The 19,903-nt window shown below is 64.7% G+C and carries 9 protein-coding genes and 2 pseudogenes; 6 read left to right on the top strand and 5 right to left on the bottom strand.

What is annotated here, in order from left to right:
* Positions 1-50: 50 nt before the first annotated feature.
* Positions 51-1,871, top strand: coding sequence for an autotransporter assembly complex protein TamA (locus RBRH_RS02545; protein ID WP_013434370.1), 1,821 nt, complete (start codon positions 51-53; stop codon positions 1,869-1,871).
* Between the two features lie 253 nt (positions 1,872-2,124).
* Positions 2,125-6,051: a translocation/assembly module TamB domain-containing protein gene (locus tag RBRH_RS02555; RefSeq protein ID WP_157864325.1), complete on the top strand. Its 3,927-nt coding sequence runs from the start codon at positions 2,125-2,127 to the stop codon at positions 6,049-6,051.
* Between the two features lie 24 nt (positions 6,052-6,075).
* Here RBRH_RS02555 and metG read toward each other — a convergent pair whose 3' ends face one another.
* Positions 6,076-8,190 (bottom strand): methionine--tRNA ligase, encoded by a 2,115-nt coding sequence (metG, locus tag RBRH_RS02560; protein ID WP_041753101.1) that lies wholly within the window; start codon positions 8,188-8,190, stop codon positions 6,076-6,078.
* A 295-nt stretch (positions 8,191-8,485) separates the two neighbouring features.
* Positions 8,486-9,148 (bottom strand): YiaD family glycine zipper/OmpA-like lipoprotein, encoded by a 663-nt coding sequence (locus RBRH_RS02565; RefSeq protein ID WP_041753102.1) that lies wholly within the window; start codon positions 9,146-9,148, stop codon positions 8,486-8,488.
* Positions 9,149-9,481: 333 nt separating this feature from the next.
* Between RBRH_RS02565 and apbC the strand changes: the two are divergent.
* From apbC to RBRH_RS02590, 4 genes and pseudogenes are all read left to right on the top strand, one after another.
* Positions 9,482-10,571: pseudogene (apbC, locus tag RBRH_RS02575) on the top strand (iron-sulfur cluster carrier protein ApbC).
* Between the two features lie 89 nt (positions 10,572-10,660).
* On the top strand, positions 10,661-11,188 hold the full coding sequence (locus tag RBRH_RS02580; protein WP_013434377.1) for a superoxide dismutase family protein: 528 nt from the start codon (positions 10,661-10,663) through the stop codon (positions 11,186-11,188).
* Between the two features lie 102 nt (positions 11,189-11,290).
* Positions 11,291-11,860, top strand: coding sequence for a dCTP deaminase (dcd, locus tag RBRH_RS02585; protein WP_013434378.1), 570 nt, complete (start codon positions 11,291-11,293; stop codon positions 11,858-11,860).
* A 105-nt stretch (positions 11,861-11,965) separates the two neighbouring features.
* Positions 11,966-14,251: an arginine/lysine/ornithine decarboxylase gene (locus tag RBRH_RS02590; protein WP_041753106.1), complete on the top strand. Its 2,286-nt coding sequence runs from the start codon at positions 11,966-11,968 to the stop codon at positions 14,249-14,251.
* 73 nt (positions 14,252-14,324) lie between these two features.
* On the opposite strand, the pseudogene argH reads toward RBRH_RS02590, so the two are convergent.
* The 3 genes and pseudogenes from argH to ppc all read right to left on the bottom strand — a co-directional run bounded on the left by argH (position 14,325) and on the right by ppc (position 19,889).
* A pseudogene (gene argH / locus RBRH_RS02595) lies at positions 14,325-15,735 on the bottom strand (argininosuccinate lyase).
* Positions 15,736-15,799: 64 nt separating this feature from the next.
* The gene (locus RBRH_RS02600) at positions 15,800-16,759 is read right to left on the bottom strand and encodes a helix-turn-helix transcriptional regulator (protein ID WP_370645061.1); all 960 of its coding nucleotides are present in this window, start codon (positions 16,757-16,759) and stop codon (positions 15,800-15,802) included.
* Between the two features lie 154 nt (positions 16,760-16,913).
* Complete coding sequence (gene ppc / locus RBRH_RS02605; protein ID WP_041754060.1) at positions 16,914-19,889, bottom strand: phosphoenolpyruvate carboxylase; 2,976 nt, start codon at positions 19,887-19,889, stop codon at positions 16,914-16,916.
* Positions 19,890-19,903 lie beyond the last annotated feature (14 nt).

The following is a 19,903-nucleotide window of genomic DNA, read 5'->3' on the forward strand; positions in this document are numbered from 1 at the left end:
TTTGTCCATTCGCGCCACCACCGCTGCCACGCTGACCGCCATGCTCAACGATGGAGTTCGATTTGCCACGTAGTTCTCCCGGGCTGCCTTGCGGTGTCACGCGATGCGTGCGAGCAATACGCACGCGAACGCATGCGGCGTGCCGGGCGCTGCGATGCGCTGCAATGGTCGTGCCACTGATGGTGCCTGGCGCCGCCTTGGCCAAGTACGACGTGGATATCGACGCGCCGTCCCATTCGCTGCGCAAGCTGCTGCGCGCTCACCTGGATGTGTCGCGTTTCGCTAAGCGAAATGACATCTCGGATGAGCAATTCGAATTTCTCGTGACGGCGGTGCCGCAGCAAGTGCGCGATCTACTGTCCACTGAAGGGTATTTTGAGCCGGTGGTGCGCACTGATGTGCGCGCTGGCAAGCGTCGCGCGGTGACCGTGTATGTGGAGCCGGGCCCGCGCACGCATGTGTCGGCGATCGAATTGTCGTTCACTGGACCGATGCTGACCGAGGCGCCCGAACAGGAAAAGGCGGTACGCAGCGCATTCGGGTTGACCCGTGGCGAGCCGTTCACGCAGGCGGCGTGGGACGAGGCCAAGAAAGCCTCGCTCAAGACGCTGCAGTCGTACCGTTACCTGGGCGCGACGATCGCACATTCGCAAGCGCGGATCGACCCTCGTACCCACGAGGCGCGATTGAGCATCACGTATGAGAGCGGGCCGACGTTTACCCTCGGGCCGCTTGATGTGTCCGGCACGCGGCGCTATCCGCAATCGATTATCACGAACGTCAACCCGCTGGGTCCCGGCGAAATCTACAGCGCCGAGCGCATCGCCGAGCTGCAGCGGCAAGTGCAGAACACGCCGTACTATGCCAGCGTCGGCATCTCGGTCGATGACGACGTCAGCAAGCCGCAGCACACGCCCGTGCACGTCAAGGTCAGCGAATACCAGTACAACGCGGTGCGTACCGGCATCGGTTATTCGTCCGATACCGGCGGACACATCCAGGGGGCATACTCGTACCTCGATATGTTCGGTGCTGCCTGGCCTTTCAGCTTCTCGGGCCGGTTGGACCAAACGCAGCAATATGGGCAGGTTCAGTTGTCGATGCCACCGGGACCGCGCGCGTGGACCAACACGCTGCTCGGCTCGTACACGCGCACCGACGTGTCGGGCACCGATATCCATAGCGCGCGGGTCGGCGCACAGCGCACGCGCACGTCGCAGAATATCGACTACAACTACCAGGTGCTGTTCTACCTGGATCGCCTGGACCAGAACAGCGCCGGACCCACCGTGAGCCGCGCGCTCGTGCCGTCGTGGTTGTGGACCCGACGGAACGTCGACGATCCGGKGTTCCCGCGAGCGGGTAGCCTGCTGCGCCTGGAGGCCGGTTTAGCGATTAAGGGCGTGATGACGGATCAGACGTTTGGGCGGGCCTACACGAACGCACGGCAGTACGTGCCGATCGGCCGGCGCGACATCGTGCTGCTGCGGCTGCAAGCCGGTGGCGTATTCACGGCTGGCGGCTCGCGCGGCGTGCCGGCATCGCTGCTATTTCGCGCCGGCGGCGCGGAGACGATACGCGGCTATGGCTATGACAGCATTGGCAACAATGTGGGCGGCTCGGTGTTGCCGACCAAATACCTGCTCAGTGCCGGCACCGAGTACCAGCACTGGATCAACCACGACTGGGGCGCGGCGGCCTTCTGGGATATCGGCACGGCGACCGATAACTGGGCCGAGAAGATTTTTTACCAGGGCGTGGGCGTTGGCGCACGCTGGCGCAGCCCCGTCGGGCCGATCAATCTCGACCTGACGTATGGCCTGCGCAATCATAGCTGGCGCCCCTATTTGACGCTGGGCATCGCGTTCTGATTCACCTTATGGCACTCCCCAATTCTTGACGCATGAGCGACGACGAGCACAAGTCTGCCGACCGTGACCCCTCCCGCCCCGGCGGCGCGCCGCGCGCGGGTGGCGCTGCCGGGCAACACGGCGATTGCGCGCCAAGACGACGTGGTCGCGGCCGGCGCGCGCTGCGCTGGGCCAGCTGCCTGGGGTTCGGTCTCGTGCTGGCGGTGCTCGTGCTGCTGGTGGCCGTGCATACCGAGTTGGGCACGCGCGTGCTGTGGCAGATCGCGATGGTCGGGCCACGGCGGGTGCGTTCTCCGGGACACTCGACGGGGGCACGCTTGCGCACGGGCTGCGGGCGCGCGACGTCAGGTGGCAGCGCGCGGGCACGCATATCCGGCTCGATCGAATCGACGGACAGTGGGGGGTGACGCACTTACCGTGGCGCTTGTCCGTCCAATCGCTACGGATCGGCACTGTCGATGCTCGGCTCGCCCCGGCTGCCAAACCCGCCACACGTCCGACGCTGCCGCAGCGGTTGACCGTGCCGCTGCCACTGCAGATCCATTCGCTGGACGTGGCCGCGATCCGCCTCCACGAGCCGGGATCGACGATCGAGCTATCGGCGTTGCACGCGCACGGCAGCAGCGACGGGCGGCGTCACCATCTTGTGCTCGACAGGCTGCGGACACCGTATGGCTCGCTTCATGCGGACGTGGCGCTGGACGGCGTACGGCCGTTCGCCGTGCGTGGCGATGCAGGGCTGTCAGGCCAGTTCGACGGGCAGGAGATGCGGCTTGGCGTGCAGCTGTCCGGTTCGCTGCAGGCGCTTGTCGCCGACATGCAGGCGAGCGGCATGCAATCGAACGGCACGCAGTTGAACGGGGTCGCGCATGTGGAGGCGACCCCATTTGCTGACGTGCCGCTGAAGGTCGTCACGCTCGACGCCGACCATCTCGATCCACGGGTTTTTAATCCGGGCGCGCCGCATGCGGACCTGTCGGTACGCGCCCGCTTGCGCCCGGTTGAGCCCGCGCCGAGCGCGCAGGCGCGCGGCGGCGCTGCTCCCGGCATGCCGCTGGTCGTCGCCGGTGAAGTATCCGTCGTCAATGCGGTGCCCGGGCTGCTTGCACAGCAACGCCTGCCGCTGATCGACGTACGTACCAACGTGCGCCTGGACGCGAGTCGGCAAGCCCTCTGCGCGCTGAAGGTCCGTCTGCTCGGCGGCGCGACGGTGAGCGGAGCAGGCACGCTGGAGCATGGCCGCGGCCGTGTTGCGCTGCGCACCGCTGACCTGGATCTGAGCGTGTTCAGCGCCACGTTGCGCGCGACCCGGCTTGCCGGACCCATCGGCGTCGAGCTCGATGCCGGTCGCCAGCAGGTGCAAGTTGATTTGGCGGACGCCGACGCCAAGCTGCGCGTGCAGGGGGCCGTTGCGATCGATCCCAGGCAGATCGCGCTAGAGCGCGTGAGGCTGACGGCGGGCGACGGGCACGCAAAGCTTGTCGGTGTGGTGCGTCGAGATGAGCACTCCAGCTATGAATGGAAGGCCACGCTGGCGGCGCTCGATCCGTTCGCGCTGCTGGCGCGTGACAGCATGCAGATAGGCCGCATGGGCCGGTCGGTCCAGCACAACGGCAGCCGTATGGCGCCCAAGACGGCCGGCAGCGGTTCGGGCAAGGGCGTTGGTAAGGATGCCGGCGAAGGTATCGGCAAGGGCGCCGTCCAGCGGCTCGATGCGCGTGTGACCGGCACGCTCAACGCAAAAGGCACGTTGACGCCGACGCTGACCGTCCAGGCCGACTTTGCATTGCACGATAGCGTCTACAACGGCTTGCCGCTGAGCGGCGGCGGGACGCTGGCGCTGGCCGGTACGCGGATCATGCCCAGTGACGTGCGCGTAAGCGTGGCCGGCAACGACATCCAATTACGCGGTAGCTTCGGCGCGGCCGGCGACCGGTTGCTGTTCCACGTCGATGCGCCCGCGCTGGAGCGGCTTGGCTTTGGCATGGCGGGCGCGGCGCACGCCAATGGCGATGTGACCGGCTCTCTCGCGCATCCGAATGTGGTCGCTAGCTACCAGGCAAATGGCGTGGTCATGGGGGACAAGTGGATTGGCCATGCCGCGGGCCGTGTCGAGTTGCGTGATGGGGCGCAGGGCACGATGATCGCCACCCTTGACGCGCGAGCGGTAACCACGCCGCAGGTGCGATTCAATGCGCTGTCGCTACGGCTGGACGGGGTGCGTGCGCACCACACGCTGGTTGCCAGCGGTAGCGGCAGTGTTGGTGGACAGCCGGTCGATTTCAACGTGGCGGCGAGCGGCAAGTTGACCGACGCGCGGGGCGGCATCGGCTGGAGTGGCACGATCAGCCAACTGGAAAACCGCGGCCTGCCCGAGATCAAGCTGGCCGCGCCGGCGACCGTGAACGCCAGCGCCGGGCATTGGGTGATCGGCGCCACGCGCTTGAGCGTGGAACGCGCGCTGCTGGACTTGAAGTCGTTCCAGTATGCGGGCGGGCGCTTGCAATCGAGCGGCTCGCTGACGCATATCGACGTGGCGCGACTGTTGCAGCTTCGCGAGCAACTCACGCACCAACCGGCGTCGTTCAGGACCGATCTGGTGTTCGATGCGCAGTGGGACGTGTCGTTCGGGCAGCGCGCCGCGGGCTATGCGCAGATCAAGCGGCGCTCAGGGGACGTCACGATCGATGCGGGACGCGGCATTGCGTCGCTGGGCGTCAGCGACGCAATGGTGCGTATCGACTTCGCAGCGCACCGCCGCCTGAATGCGACGGTCCATGCGGAGGCCGAGCGCCTTGGCACGCTGGACGCGACGCTGCGCATGCCGGTTACCGTGCAGGATGGCGTGCCGGCGGTGGCCGGCGACGCACCGTTGGACGGCACGGTTGTGTTCGAGCTGCCGTCGCTGCGTACCACCGGCGGGCTGCTCGGACCAAGCTACCGACTCGATGGGCAGATGTTGCTGAAGCTGGCGATTGCGGGTCAGGCATCGCACCCGAAGCTCTCCGGCACGCTGACCGGCGACGGTTTGTCGGCGACCGTCGTCGACCAAGGCATCACGCTCAAGGACGGTATCGTGCGCGTGGTGCTGACCGAGAACCGGGTCGAATTCCGACAGGTCCAGTTCCATGGTGCTCAAGGCACGCTGCGCGCCACCGGTAACGTGATGCTCGACCAACAAAACCCTGATTTAAGCGCGCATATCGTGGCCGACAAGCTTGAGTTGTTCGCGTCGCCGTATCGCCAACTGTCGTTGTCCGGTGACGCGACGGTGGCCAATGCCGGCGCGCAGGGCGGGATGGCGATCAATGGCCGGTTTTTCGTCAACAAGGCGCTGTTCGATTTGCCGGAGCAATCGGCGCCAAGCTTGTCCGATGACGTCGTGATTGTGCGCTCGGACGGCACGGTCGAGGGCGAGCACGCCGCGTTGTCCGCCGCCGGCGAGCCGGCGGGCCCGTTCGCGCCGCGCGCCAACATCGACGTCGACCTCGGTCGGGACTTTCGCTTTCGCGGTGCGGGCGCCGATTTGGGGCTGCGTGGCGTGATCAACGTCGTCAGCGCGCCGAACCAGCCGTTGCGCGCCGTGGGCAACGTGCGGGTCGTGGAGGGCTCCACCTATACCGCGTTTGGCCGCAAGCTGGGTATCGAGAACGGCTATTTCACGTTCAATGGGCCAGTCAGTGACCCGGGCATCAATATTCTCGCGATGCGGCGCAACCAGGAGGTCGAAGCCGGTGTACAGGTGACCGGCACTGTGCAGTCGTCTAAGGTCAAGCTGGTGTCGGAGCCCAACGTGAACGATAACGAAAAGCTGTCATGGCTGCTGCTCGGGCATGGTACCGATACCGGTGCGAACCTTGGGCAGCAGAGCACGATGAATGCGGCGATCGCGCTGCTTGGCAGCGCGACTGGCAAGCGGATCGCGCAGACCTTCGGGCTGGACGAAGTCTCGGTCGGCCAAAGCGAGGTCGGCCTGACGGACCCGCAAGTGGTGACGCTCTCGAAGGCCATCACCGAGCGGCTCGTGCTCGGCTACGAGCAAGGCATTGAGACGTCGAACAACGCGTTCAAGGTGACGGTGAACCTGTCTCGGTTCTGGGCCATCATGTCCTACGCCGGCACCTATAACGGCGTGGACCTGCAGTTCACCCGCCGCTTCGACGGCTTTTGGAAAAAGTAGCGGCGCGCCGCGCGCGCCAGCGCACTATTTGACTCGCATGCCGGGCTTTGCACCGCTGTGCGGCTCGAGCACGTAGATGCCGGGTTCCTTTTTCTCATCCGCCGCCGACGCGGCCAATACCATGCCTTCGGACACGCCGAACTTCATCTTGCGCGGTGCGAGGTTCGCAACCATCACGGTCAGCTTGCCGATCAACTCCTCGGGGCGGTAGGCCGCCTTAATTCCGGAGAATACATTGCGCGTGCTCGCCTCGCCCACGTCCAGGGTCAGGTGCAACAGTTTGTCGGACCCTTCCACCGCCTTGCAGTCGACGATGCGCGCAATGCGTAGGTCGATCTTTGCAAAATCGTCGATCGTGATGAAGCCCTCGCCGTTTGCTGACGTGTCGTGGGCGCCGCACGACTTGACCGTGCCCGCCGTGGTGGCGGCCGTGGCCGTGTCCGTGGCCGGCTGCAATGACTGGCGGTTGGCGGCAAGCAGCGCGTCGATCTGCTTGGGGTCCACGCGCCGCATGAGATGCTGGTACGGCCGGATCGGCCGCGCCGACGATAGCGGCACTGAGACGTCGGCCCATTTGAGCGGCTCGATCGAGAGGAATGTCTCGACCGATTCGGCGAGTTTCGGCAATACGGGCTTAAGCGCCAGCGTGAGCAACCGGAATGCCTCGAGACTGACGCTGCACGTCTCGTGCAACGCCACCGCATTGGCGGGATCCTTGGCCTGTTCCCAAGGCTTGGCGGCATCCACGTACGCGTTGACGGCGTCTGCTAACTCCATCGTTTGGCGCAGTGCGCGGCTGTATTCGCGGCTTTCGTAGTGCGCCGCGATCGTCGGGATTGCGTCGCGCAGCCGGACCAGCAGCGGATGGTTCATCGCGCTGTCCTGCACGCGTGCATCAAACCGCTTAACCAGGAAACCGGCGGCGCGGCTCGCGATGTTCACGTATTTGCCGACCAGGTCGCTGTTCACACGCGCCTGGAAGTCGTCGAGGTTTAGGTCGATGTCCTCCATCGTGCTGTTAAGCTTCGCGGCGAGGTAGTATCGCAGCCATTGCGGATCCAAACCGGTCGTGATGTAGCTGTTCGCGTTGATGAAGGTACCGCGCGACTTGGACATCTTCGTGCCGTCCACGGTCAGGAAGCCATGCGCGAACACGTTGGTCGGCGTGCGGTGGCCGGAGAATTGCAGCATGGCAGGCCAGAACAGCGTGTGGAAATACAGGATGTCCTTGCCGATGAAGTGGTATTGCTCGGTGGTCGAGCCCGGACGGACCCATTCTTCAAAGTTCAAGCCACGCCGCTCGCACAGGTTCTTGAAGCTGGCATAGTAGCCGACCGGTGCATCGAGCCACACGTAGAAGTACTTGCCGGGCGCGCCCGGGATCTCGAAGCCGAAGTACGGTGCATCGCGTGAGATGTCCCAGTCGGCGAGCGTCGCGTCGCCGTCCTCGCCGAGCCACTCGCGCAGCTTGTTGGTCGCCTCCTGCTGCGCGAGCTGGCTGACCCAACCGCGCAGGAAAGTCTCGCAGCGCGGATCGGACAGCTTGAAGAAATAGTGCGTCGACGTTTTTTTCACCGGCGTCGCGCCGGACAACACTGAATACGGCTTGACCAGTTCGGTCGGCTGGTACGTCGACCCACACACCTCGCAACTGTCGCCATATTGATCCTTCGCACTGCATTTCGGGCATTCGCCCTTGATGAAGCGGTCTGGCAGGAACATCTCCTTGACCGGGTCATACGCTTGTTCGATATCGCGCGCCGCGATCAATCCGGCATCGTGAAGTGCGGTGAAAATGGTCTCGGACAACACCCGGTTCTCGTCCGAGTCCGTCGAGTAGTAATTGTCGAACGAGATACCGAAATGGTCGAAATCGCGCTTATGTTCCTGCCAGACGCGCTCGATCAACTGCCGTGGCGTGATGCCCTCGGACTGCGCGCGCAGCATGATCGGCGTGCCATGAGTATCGTCCGCGCCGACGTAGTACACCTCGTGACCGTGCATTCGCATCGCGCGCACCCAGATGTCGGTCTGGATATATTCAACAAGATGGCCGATATGGATTGGGCCGTTCGCGTACGGCAGCGCGGAGGTGACGAGCATGCGGCGCGGCGCGCCGGCGGAGACGGGAGCTGACATGGCGGATAGAGCGTTTGATTCGACGAAAACGGGATGGAGCGCCGATTTTAGCAGGCGTGACTGCGATGACACGGTCGCAAGAGCGGCTGTGCGATGCTAAAAAAAACCGGGGCTTCGAGCCCCGGAGCAACAACGACAAGAGGAGAATGGTGACGTAACGGTATCGCCGCCACGCACCATATGAACAGACATTGAATCGGCTGCGGAGTTCGAAAAAATTTAAAATTAACAACGGCCGGTTTGCCGCCGCGTGTCGCGGCGGCTGACATTGCGGAGACAAAAAATTAGGGTTTTATCACCCGCGCGGTTGTAACGTAGCCCGCAGGTAGATTTCCACGCGCCGGTTCTGCGCGCGGCCAGCCTCCGTGCTGTTGTCCGCAATCGGCTGTGACTGTCCGCGGCCCTCGGCGGCCAGCCGCTGCGCGGCGACGCCGTGCAGCGCCAGGTATTGCGCGACGCTTTGCGCACGTTCCTGCGACAGCATCTGGTTGTAGCGCGGCTGGCCGGTGCTGTCGGTGTGTCCGACCACGTGTGCCACCAACTCGGGATGCTGGGTCAGGGTCTGCGCCACCTGGTCGAGCACGGGTGTAAATGAAGGTTTGATTGCGTAGCTGTTTGTGTCGAAGGAGACCGAGCTTGGGATATTGAGCTTCAGCGAGCCGTCCGGTTGCTCGGACACCTGGGTGCCGGTGCCCGCGGTGGCGCCCGACAGCTTGTTCTTGATCGCTTGCCAGTTGTACCCGGTCATGCCTCCGACCGCGGCGCCGGCCGCAGCGCCGATCGCTGCCCCCTTGCCGCCGCCAAAGATTGCACCGAGTCCGGCGCCAGTGGCCGCGCCGACGCCGGTGCCAACCGCCGCGTTGCCGCCTTGCGGCGTCTGGCAGCCGGCCAGCAGCGCGCCCGCCACCGCGAGGACCGACCATTGCAGCGGAAGGCGGAGGGTGAGTTTCGCGTTCATATGACACCTCATGGGTTAAATGGATGGGACCGATGTGCACAGCACACCGCCGGGAGCGACGCTTGCGTGTGGCATTGAAGCGCGATTTCCCGACGGGCGCGCCCCAAGCCTCGCAGGCAGGCTTCATGCCACTACAATGTCAGAACAGCTGCTGATCCATGTCGGAACAGCCGCTGGTTGCGCAGCGTGCCGCGTGAAGCGCCGTTTGGCAACGCCACGCAACAATTTTTTGCAATTTCCGGCGTAAGGTTCGACGCGACCCCGCGCGCAAGGTTCGATGCACACGGCAGGTGTTGGACGAGCGGATGGAACACTTTAAGTAACGGAGCAACGATGACAATCGACAGGGCCCAGATCGACGCTGTGCTGCACGGCGTGATCGACCCGAACACCGCAGAGCCGATAACGGCGGGCAAAGGCGTGCGCAACGTCGCGATTGACGGCGACACGGTATCACTCGAGGTCGTGCTGGGCTACCCGGCCAAGAGCCAGTATGCGCTGATCCAAGCGCGTGTTGAACAGGCGCTGCGCGCCGTGCAGGGCGTGGCGCATCTGCACGTGGCGGTATCCCATCAGATCGTGGCGCATGCGGTACAACGTGGTGTGCAGTTGCTGCCGAACGTGCGCAATATCGTCGCGGTCGCCTCCGGCAAGGGTGGGGTCGGCAAGAGCACCACGGCCGCGAACCTCGCGCTTGCGCTGGCCGCCGAGGGCGCGTCGGTCGGCGTGCTGGACGCGGACATCTACGGCCCGTCGCAGCCGACGATGCTCGGCATCGACGGCCGTCCGGCATCCGAGGACGGCAAGACAATGATTCCGCTCGAAGGCCATGGTGTACAGGCTAATTCGATCGGCTTCTTGGTCGAGCAGGACAACCCGATGGTGTGGCGCGGGCCGATGGTCACGTCCGCGCTCGAGCAGTTGTTGCGGCAGACGAATTGGCGCGACCTGGACTATCTAATCGTCGACATGCCGCCCGGCACTGGCGATATCCAGCTCACGCTCGCGCAGCGGGTGCCGGTGACCGGTGCGGTGATCGTCACGACGCCGCAGGACATTGCGCTGCTGGACGCGCGAAAAGGCCTGAAAATGTTTGAGAAGGTCGGCGTGCCGATTTTAGGCGTCGTCGAGAACATGAGCATCCATATCTGCTCGCACTGCGGCCACGCCGAGCCGATCTTCGGCGCCGGTGGCGGCGAGCGCCTCTGCGCACAGTATGGCGTGCCGTTCCTAGGCAGTTTGCCACTGGATATCGGCGATCCGCGAGCAGGCCGATGCGGGGCGTCCGACGGTGGTCGCCGACCCGCACGGACGCATCGCCGGTCTGTATCACGACATGGCCCGCCAGGTCGCAATCCGGATTGCGAAGCTGTCGCGTGACATGAGCTCGAAGTTCCCGACCATCGTCGTCCAGAACACCTGACGCGGTTCTGTGACCTCCTCTAGTGTGGACGCCTCGCCAGATGTGCCAGACGCGGTATCATTGCGGCTTGTTCAGTACCCTGAGGCTTAATGGAACCGCGATTGGGATGGCGTCTTGCCGGCACGATCATCACGCTGCTCGCGACCAGCGTGATGCTGGCCGGGTGTGCGTTGCTCTTCGGCAGTCACGACAAGCGTGCCGACGTCCAGATCGTGCCGGCGGCCGGCCATGCCGCACGCGGCACGGTCACGTTGATCGAGCATGCTGACGGCGTGCAGGTGACCTACAACCTGAGCGGGCTGCCGCCGGACAGCGATCATGCGCTGCAGATCCATGAGCGCGGCGACTGCCATTCGCCGGGCGCCGCAGGTGGGGTGTTCAGCCCCGGGGCTGAGCGCCTGAAGCAGGGGATCCGGCTCGAAGGTGACCTGGTGAACTTGCATGCGGACGCGAATGGCGTGGCGGCCGGGTTCATCGTGTCGCCGGACGTGTCACTGGACGGCGTGCGCTCGGTGGTCGGCCGCGCGCTGATCGTGCACCGCGACGCGCAGGACTATTATGCGTTTCCGCCTCGCGACGCCGGTCCCGCGCTGGGCTGCGGCATCATTCGCAAATAATGGTCACGCTGCGATGAGATGGCCACGCTGCGATGAGGCGGCGGCGCCAACCCCCGTTCGCTCGTTTTCAACCCGCGGCCCTGCCGCCTTTCGATTGCACGTATGACGATCAAATCCGATAAATGGATCCGGCGCATGGCCGAGCAGTACAGCATGATCGAGCCATTCGCGCCGGATCAGGTGCGCGTCGCGCCGGATGGCCATAAGATCGTCAGCTACGGCACGTCGAGCTACGGCTACGACATCCGCTGTGCGGACGAATTCAAAATCTTCACTAACATCAACTCGACGATCGTCGATCCGAAGAACTTCGACGAGAAGTCCTTTGTCGACTTCAAGGGCGACGTGTGCATCATCCCGCCGAACTCGTTCGCGCTGGCACGCACCGTCGAGTACTTCCGCATTCCGCGCAACGTGCTGACCGTGTGCCTGGGCAAATCAACGTATGCGCGCTGCGGGATCATTGTCAACGTCACGCCGTTCGAGCCCGAATGGGAAGGGCACGTGACGCTGGAGTTTTCTAACACGACACCACTGCCGGCGAAGATCTACGCGAACGAAGGCGTGGCGCAGGTGCTGTTCTTTGAGAGCGACGAAGTCTGCGAGACATCCTATGCGGACCGTCGCGGTAAGTACCAGGGCCAGCATGGCGTCACGCTGCCCAAGACCTGAGTTTTCGCGCGCCGCCGCGCTACGCGGCGTGGCGCATTCCGGCATGTTGCGGCCGCTGCTTACTCGAACGATAGAGTGCAGCGGTTTGTTTTTGGAGAGTCACCGATGAAGTTTCGCTACCCTGTCGTCATCATCGACGAGGATTTTCGCTCGGAGAACATCTCCGGCTCGGGTATCCGCGCGCTGGCCGAGGCGATCGAGCGCGAGGGGGTCGAGGTGCTTGGCCTGACGAGCTACGGTGATCTGACCTCGTTCGCGCAGCAATCCAGCCGCGCGTCTTGCTTCATCCTGTCGATCGATGACGACGAGATTGCGCTGGTCGACGAGGTCGCCGCGACGCACGACCAGGTGCCCGAGCTTGCCAACGCGATCCTGGCGCTGCGCTCGTTCGTCGCCGAGGTGCGGCGTCGCAACGCCGACATCCCAATTTTCCTGTACGGCGAGACGCGCACGTCGCGTCACATTCCGAACGACATCCTGCGCGAGTTGCACGGCTTCATTCATATGTTCGAGGATACGCCTGAGTTCGTTGCGCGGCATATCATTCGCGAGGCGAAGGTGTACCTGGATTCGTTAGCGCCGCCCTTCTTTAAGGAGCTGGTCAAGTACGCGGACGAAGGCTCGTATTCGTGGCATTGCCCGGGTCATTCCGGAGGCGTCGCGTTCCTGAAGAGTCCGCTTGGCCAGATGTTTCACCAGTTCTTTGGCGAGAACATGCTGCGCGCGGACGTGTGCAACGCCGTAGACGAGCTTGGGCAACTACTGGACCATACCGGGCCGGTGGCCGCGTCCGAGCGCAATGCGGCGCGCATCTTCAGCGCCGATCACCTGTTTTTTGTGACTAACGGCACGTCCACGTCGAACAAAATCGTTTGGCACGCCACCGTCGCGCCGGGCGACATCGTTGTGGTGGACCGCAACTGCCACAAGTCGATCCTGCACGCGATCACGATGACTGGCGCGATCCCGGTTTTCCTGACGCCCACCCGCAACCATTTCGGCATCATCGGGCCGATCCCGCGCGATGAGTTCCAACCGGAGAACATCCGCCGCAAGATCGACGCGAATCCGTTTGCGCGCGAGGCGCTCGCGAAAAACCCGAAGCTTAAGCCGCGGATTCTGACGATCACGCAAAGCACCTACGATGGCGTCCTCTACAACGTCGAGATGATCAAGGACCTGCTTGGCGACACGATCGACACACTGCACTTTGACGAGGCCTGGCTGCCGCACGCCGAGTTCCACCCGTTCTATCAGGACATGCATGCGATCGGGCAGAGCGCCCGCCGGACCGACGCGCTGGTGTTCGCGACCCATTCGACGCACAAGCTGCTGGCTGGCATCTCGCAGGCGTCGCAGATCCTGGTGCAGGATTCGCAGTTGCCGCGCTTTGATCGGCATCGCTTCAACGAGGCGTACCTGATGCACACCTCGACCAGCCCGCAATACGCGATCATTGCGTCGTGCGATGTGGCTGCGGCGATGATGGAGCCGCCCGGCGGCACCGCGCTTGTCGAGGAGTCGATTGCCGAGGCGCTTGATTTCCGTCGCGCGATGCGCAAGGTCGCTGCCGAATATGGCGACGATTGGTTCTTCAAGGTGTGGGGGCCTGATCAGCTCGTCACCGAGGGCATTGGTTCGCGCGAGGACTGGATATTGCGGCCGAACGACCGCTGGCATGGTTTCGGCAACCTGGCCGAAGGCTTCAACATGCTGGACCCGATCAAGGCGACGATCATCACGCCGGGGCTGGACGTGGACGGCGAGTTCGGCGAAACGGGCATTCCGGCGGCGATCGTCACCCGCTATCTGGCCGAGCACGGCATCATCGTCGAGAAGACCGGGCTGTACTCGTTCTTCATCATGTTCACGATCGGCATCACCAAGGGCCGCTGGAACTCGATGGTCACCGAATTGCAGCAGTTCAAGGACGACTACGATCGAAACCAGCCGCTATGGCGCGTGTTGCCGGAGTTCGTTGCGCAGTATCCCATGTACGAGCGCGTCGGGCTGCGCGACCTGTGCGAGCAGATTCACAGCGTGTATCGTGACAATGACATCGCGCGGCTGACGACCGAGATGTACCTGTCCGACATGGAGCCGGCAATGCGCCCGACCGACGCGTTCTCGAAGATCGCGCACCGCGAGATCGATCGCGTGCCGATCGACGACCTCGAGGGCCGCGTCACCAGCATCTTGCTTACGCCGTATCCGCCGGGCATTCCGCTGTTGATTCCAGGTGAGCGGTTCAACGAGACCATCGTGCGCTACCTGAGGTTCGCGCGCGACTTCAATGCGCGGTTCCCCGGCTTTCATACCGATATCCACGGGCTGGTCACCGAAGTGGTCGGCGGCAACGTCAAGTACTTTGTGGATTGTGTGCGGCCCTGAGCGGGGCGCCGGCCCTCGGGCCGGCGGGCGGTGCCGATGGCGCTAGCCAGCCAATAGCCGCCGCGCGCCGCCGTTAATGAGACAGCGCGGCGCGTGCTGTTGCGATCGCGGCCCGCACCTGCTGCGGTGCTGTGCCACCCACGTGATTGCGGCTGGCGACCGAGCCTTCCAGTGTCAGGTAGTCGAACACGTCGTCACCTAGCAGCGCCGCGACTTTGGGCAACTCGACGCGCAACTGATCGAGCGTCAGGTCCGCCAGGTCACAGCGCCGGTCCACGCAAACTCGTACCGCATGCGCCACCGCCTCGTGTGCGTCGCGAAACGGCAAGCCACGCTTGACGAGGTAATCGGCCAGATCAGTCGCCGTCGAAAAGCCCTGCAGCGCCGCGGCCCGCATCGTATCCGGCTTGACGGTGATGCCGGCGACCATTTCGGTGAAGATGCGCAGCGTGTCGGCCACCGTGTCAACGGTATCGAACAGCGGCTCTTTGTCTTCTTGATTGTCCTTGTTGTACGCGAGCGGCTGGCCCTTCATGAGCGTGAGCAGCGCGATCAGGTGGCCGTTCACGCGGCCGGTTTTGCCGCGTGCTAGCTCCGGCACGTCGGGGTTTTTCTTCTGCGGCATGATCGACGAGCCGGTGCAGAAACGGTCGGCCAGATCGATGAAGCCGACTCGCGGGCTCATCCACAGCACCAACTCCTCGGACAGCCGCGACACGTGCGTCATGATGAGCGCCGCGGCTGCCGTGAATTCGATCGCGAAGTCCCGGTCCGACACCGCATCGAGCGAATTGGCGCAGACGCCGTCAAAGCCGAGCGTCCTGGCGACTTGCTCGCGCTCGATCGGATAGCTGGTGCCCGCGAGCGCCGCGGCGCCCAACGGCAGCCGGTTGACCCGCTTACGGCAGTCGAGCATCCGCTCGGTGTCGCGCGCAAACATCTCCACGTACGCTAGCAGATGGTGGCCGAAGGTCACCGGTTGCGCGACCTGCAGGTGCGTGAAGCCCGGCAGGATCGTGTCGGCATACCGTTCCGCAAGCTCGAGCAGCGCGCCTCGCAAACCCTTGAGCAGCGCGCTGATCCGGTCAATCTCGCCGCGCAGCCAAAGCCGGATGTCGGTGGCGACCTGGTCGTTGCGCGAGCGCCCAGTGTGCAGCCGCTTGCCCGCGTCGCCAATTAGCGCGGTCAGCCGGGCCTCGATGTTCAGGTGGACGTCTTCGAGGTCCAGTTGCCATTCGAATTCGCCGCGCTCGATCTCGCCGCGGATCTGTTCCATGCCTTTGCGGATCGCCGCGACGTCGTCGTCGCTGATGATCCGTTGCGCGCCGAGCATCGCCGCGTGCGCGAGCGAGACCCTCGATGTCGACGAGCGCGAGCCGCTTATCGAAGAACACGGACGACGTATAGCGCTTGACGAGTTCTGACATCGGCTCGGAAAAACGCGCCGACCAGGCTTCGCCCTTTTTGTGCAATTGGGAAGTCATGACAGGATGCCGCAATAGTGGAGGGTGCCGCTCGCCGCACCGCCGTGCGGCAAAGACAGGCATTTTAGCATCGCGGCAGCGTGGCACCGGCGTCGTGCGCGACGGCCGCGGTGGTGGCTTCGCGGCGCGGTTCATGTTGCGCGATCAGCACCACGAGTTTCATGTCGTCGCGCTGGGCCGGCACGAAGGTGATCTGATCGTAGGCGATGCGCCCGCGCACCGGATGATCGAATTCGCGCCGGCCGCCTTCGCGCTCAAACACGTCCTGCGATGCCCAGAAGCGCGCGAACGGGTCGCATTGCGCCACCAACGTGTCGAGTAGCGTGCGCGTGGGTGCATCGTTCAAATGTCGGATTGAGTCGGCGCGGAATTCGGCGACGAGCCGGCGTGCACGAGTTTCCCAGTCGACGATTAGCGTGCGCGCGGCCGGCGAGGTGAAGGTATAGCGCAGCAGGTTGGTGCCGCTGCCTTGCGCGTCCCGGGGAACCAGCACGCCGGCGGTCGCGGCCGGCTTGGCCGCGTCGAGCCAGCCGATGAACAATTCCGCCGCCGCCGCGTTCCAGGCGAGCGCGTTCCACTGCGGGTCCAGCACGTAGGCGGGGGCGGCGATCAGTCCGACGCTGGCCAGCAGTGCCGCGGGCACGTCGGTTGCGCCCGCGTCCGGCTCGGCGGGATCGCGCTGCGCGGCAAGCTCGAACAGATAGGCTCGTTCCGCGCGCGACAGCCGCAATGCGACGGCGATCCGCGCCAGCGCGTCGGCGGATGCCGATACGGGGCGGCCCTGCTCGATCCACGTGTACCAGGTGGCGCTGACGTCGCACAACTGCGCCACTTCCTCGCGCCGCAGGCCCGGCGTGCGGCGCCGCGTCCCGCGCGGCAGGCCGACGTCGGCCGGCGTGAGCCGTTCACGATGCGAGCGGATGAAGTCGCCGAGCGCGCGCGCGGCTGACGCGTCGGCGCGAGAAGTGGATTCGCGGGCGCCGCGACGCGCGGCACCCGATGCAGCAGGCAAAGCGGTCGCCATGATCCGGGAAGTCATCGATACGGAATAGTAAGCGATCTTGTATCGGTACAACGCAGAGGCGTATTGTATAGGCTCACGTCGTATGTACAGGCTCATGCCCTATGCGGGTTCACGTCATACGCAGGTTCACGCCGTATCGGCCAGCATGCCGGCGTCAGCCCGTATTACGCAACCCTGCGGCGATCCCATTGATCGTCAAGTGAATGCCGCGGCGCAGTCGTGCGTTCGTGGTGCCCGCGCGGTGCCGGCGCAGCAGTTCGACCTGCAAGTGGTTCAGCGGATCGAGGTACGGGAAGCGGTTCTTGATCGAGCGGGCGAGCAGCGGATTGTCCGCCAGCCGCGACGAATGGCCGGTGATCTGCGCGAGCGCGTCCGTGGTGCGATGCCATTCGGCGACGATCTGGCCGAATACCTGCTTGCGAAGCTTCTTGTCCGGCACGAGTTGCGCATAGCGCGACGCGACCGCCAGATCTGACTTAGCGAGCACCATGTCCATGTTGGACAGCAGGTTCGAGAAGAACGGCCACGTCTTGACCATTTTGCGCAGCAGCGCCACGCGCTTTTCCCGGTCCAGCGCATCCGGCGCAGCATCCAGGTACGCGCTAATCGCGCTGCCAAAGCCGTACCAGCCGGTAAGCAGCAGCCGGCATTGACCCCACGAGAAGCCCCATGGAATCGCGCGCAAGTCCTCGATGCGGCGATGCTTGGGATCGTGCAGCTTGCGCGAGGCGGGGCGGCTGCCGATATTGAGTTCTGCAATCTCGGCAATCGGCGTGGACTCGAAGAAATAGTCGGTGAAGCCCGGGGTCTTGTACACGAGCGTGCGGTATGCTGACATCGCCGCGTCTGACAGCGTCTGCATCAGGGCCTCGAACTGCGGCAGCGCGCGCGGTGACTGGGCATGTGGCTGCAACGTCGCCTCCAGCGTCGCGGCTACCACGGTCTCAAGATTGCGGCGGCCGATTTCCGGATTGCCGAACTTGCTGGCAATCACCTCGCCTTGCTCGGTCAACCGGATCTGCCCATCCACTGTGCCCGGTGGCTGCGACAGGATCGCCTGATAGGTCGGGCCGCCGCCGCGCCCAACTGTGCCGCCCCGGCCGTGAAACAGTCGTAGCCTCACGCCGCGCTCGCGGAACAGCGCGACCAGCGCCAGTTCGGCCCGATACAGTTCCCAGTTCGACGTGAGGAAGCCACCGTCCTTGTTGCTGTCCGAGTAGCCGAGCATCACTTCCTGTTCGCCGCCCTGGTGGCGCACGATCGAGTCCATGCCCGGCAGCGCCAGCAGCGCTTGCATGATGCGCGGCGCGTGACGCAGGTCGGCGATTGTCTCGAACAGGGGAATCACCATTAAACTGACGCGCGGCGCACCCTGCCCAGCATGGGTTGCGTGCTGGCCATTGCCCGCCGCGGCCCCGCAGGCGGGCATGCTGCCGTGCATCAGGCCGGTTTCCTTTTGCAGCAGCATCACTTCGACCAGGTCCGATACGGTCTCGGTATGGGAGATGATGTAGTTGCGCACGGCCCGCTCGCCAAAGCGCTGCCGTATCACACGCGTGGCCTCCAGCACGGCAAGCTCGCTGTGCACCAGCGGCGAGTACTCCGCGTACGGCAGGCGCAAAGCGCGCGGCTGCGCCAGTTCAGCCAGCAGCAGCGTCAGCTTGTCGTCCTCGGACAACGCGGCATAGTCGTCGACCACGCCGGCACGGGCAAACAGCTCGGTCAGCACGGTTTCGTGGACATCCGAACTTTGCCGCAGGTCGATGCTCGCAAGATGAAAGCCGAATACTTCGACCGCGCGGGCGAGCGGTGACAGCCGCGGGGCGGCAAGCGACGCGCCGTGGCGCGCCTGCAGTGAGTCGATCAACACCTGCAGGTCGGCGCGGAATGCGTCGGGCGACGCATAGGGCGCCGCGTCGCGGTGCTCGCCACGGATCGAGACGGCTGCGTCGCCGAGCAGCGCGCGCGCAGTCGCGGCCAGCCGTGCGTAGACACCGATCAGCGCGCGCCGATACGGCTCGTCTACGCGGTGCGGCGAGGTATCGGGCGAGGTATCCGCCAGTTGCTTCAGCGCGTCGCTGGAGCCTGCGAGCAACTCGGAGACGGACAGCTCCGCGCCGAGCCGGTGCACCTGTTCCAGATAGTGTTGGAAGAGCACCGCCGCCTGGCGCGTAATCGCCCGCTCGAGCGTGGCCGCCGTTACGTTCGGATTGCCGTCGCGGTCGCCGCCGATCCAACTACCCATCTGGAAGAACGGGGGCAGTCGAGTGGGCAGGCCGTGCTCGGCCAGTGCCTGTTCGATGTCCGCGTACAGTGCCGGGATCTCGTCCAGGAAGGTCGTGCGATAGTACGACAGCGCGTTTTCGATCTCGTCGGCGACCGTGAGCCGTGAATCACGCAGCATGCGGGTTTGCCACAGTGATGTGACGCGGGCGCGCAGCAGCGCTTCGTTGGCCGCGCGCTCGCGCGCGGTGAGCGGCTGGTCATGCTCGGCCAGCAAGCGTGCGATGTCGTGCTGCGCGTCCAGGATGCTCTTGCGCTGCACCTCGGTGGGATGTGCGGTGAGCACCGGCACGATCAGCCCGGTGTCGAAGAACGTCTTTAGCGCGGACAGCGATTCGCCACCACTTTTAGCCAGCCGTGCAAGCGCGTAGGCGACGGTGCCTGCCTGTGGTGCGGAGCCGGCCAGCGCATGGATGCGCCGGCGGCGATTATGGTGGCGATCCTCGGCGATGTTTGCTAGATGTGAAAAGTAGCTGAATGCGCGCACCACGCTGACCGTTTGCTCCGGCGTGAGGGCCTTGAGCATCTTGTCTAGCTTCTTGGCCGCGTCGATGTCGTCCTCGCGGCGAAATTTCACCGCCGACTGGCGGATCGTCTCGACCACGTCGAATACGGCGTCACCCTCTTGCTCGCGGACCACGTCACCAAGCAGTCGGCCAAGGAAGCGGATGTCCTCGAACAGCGGCCTGTCCTTGTCTTCGCGGGTGCGGCTGCGTGTGGGCGATGCCGTGGCGTGCGCCGTCGGCGTCCCCACGGTCGGGGTCGGCCGTGCGGGCGCGGTGCGGGAGGCCGTAGCGGCGGTCTTGGCGTTGCGGCGCGCGGCAGCGGCCGATCCGGAAGTAGTCACAAGCCATTCCCCAA

Source organism: Mycetohabitans rhizoxinica HKI 454, from assembly GCF_000198775.1.
Lineage (GTDB): Bacteria > Pseudomonadota > Gammaproteobacteria > Burkholderiales > Burkholderiaceae > Mycetohabitans > Mycetohabitans rhizoxinica.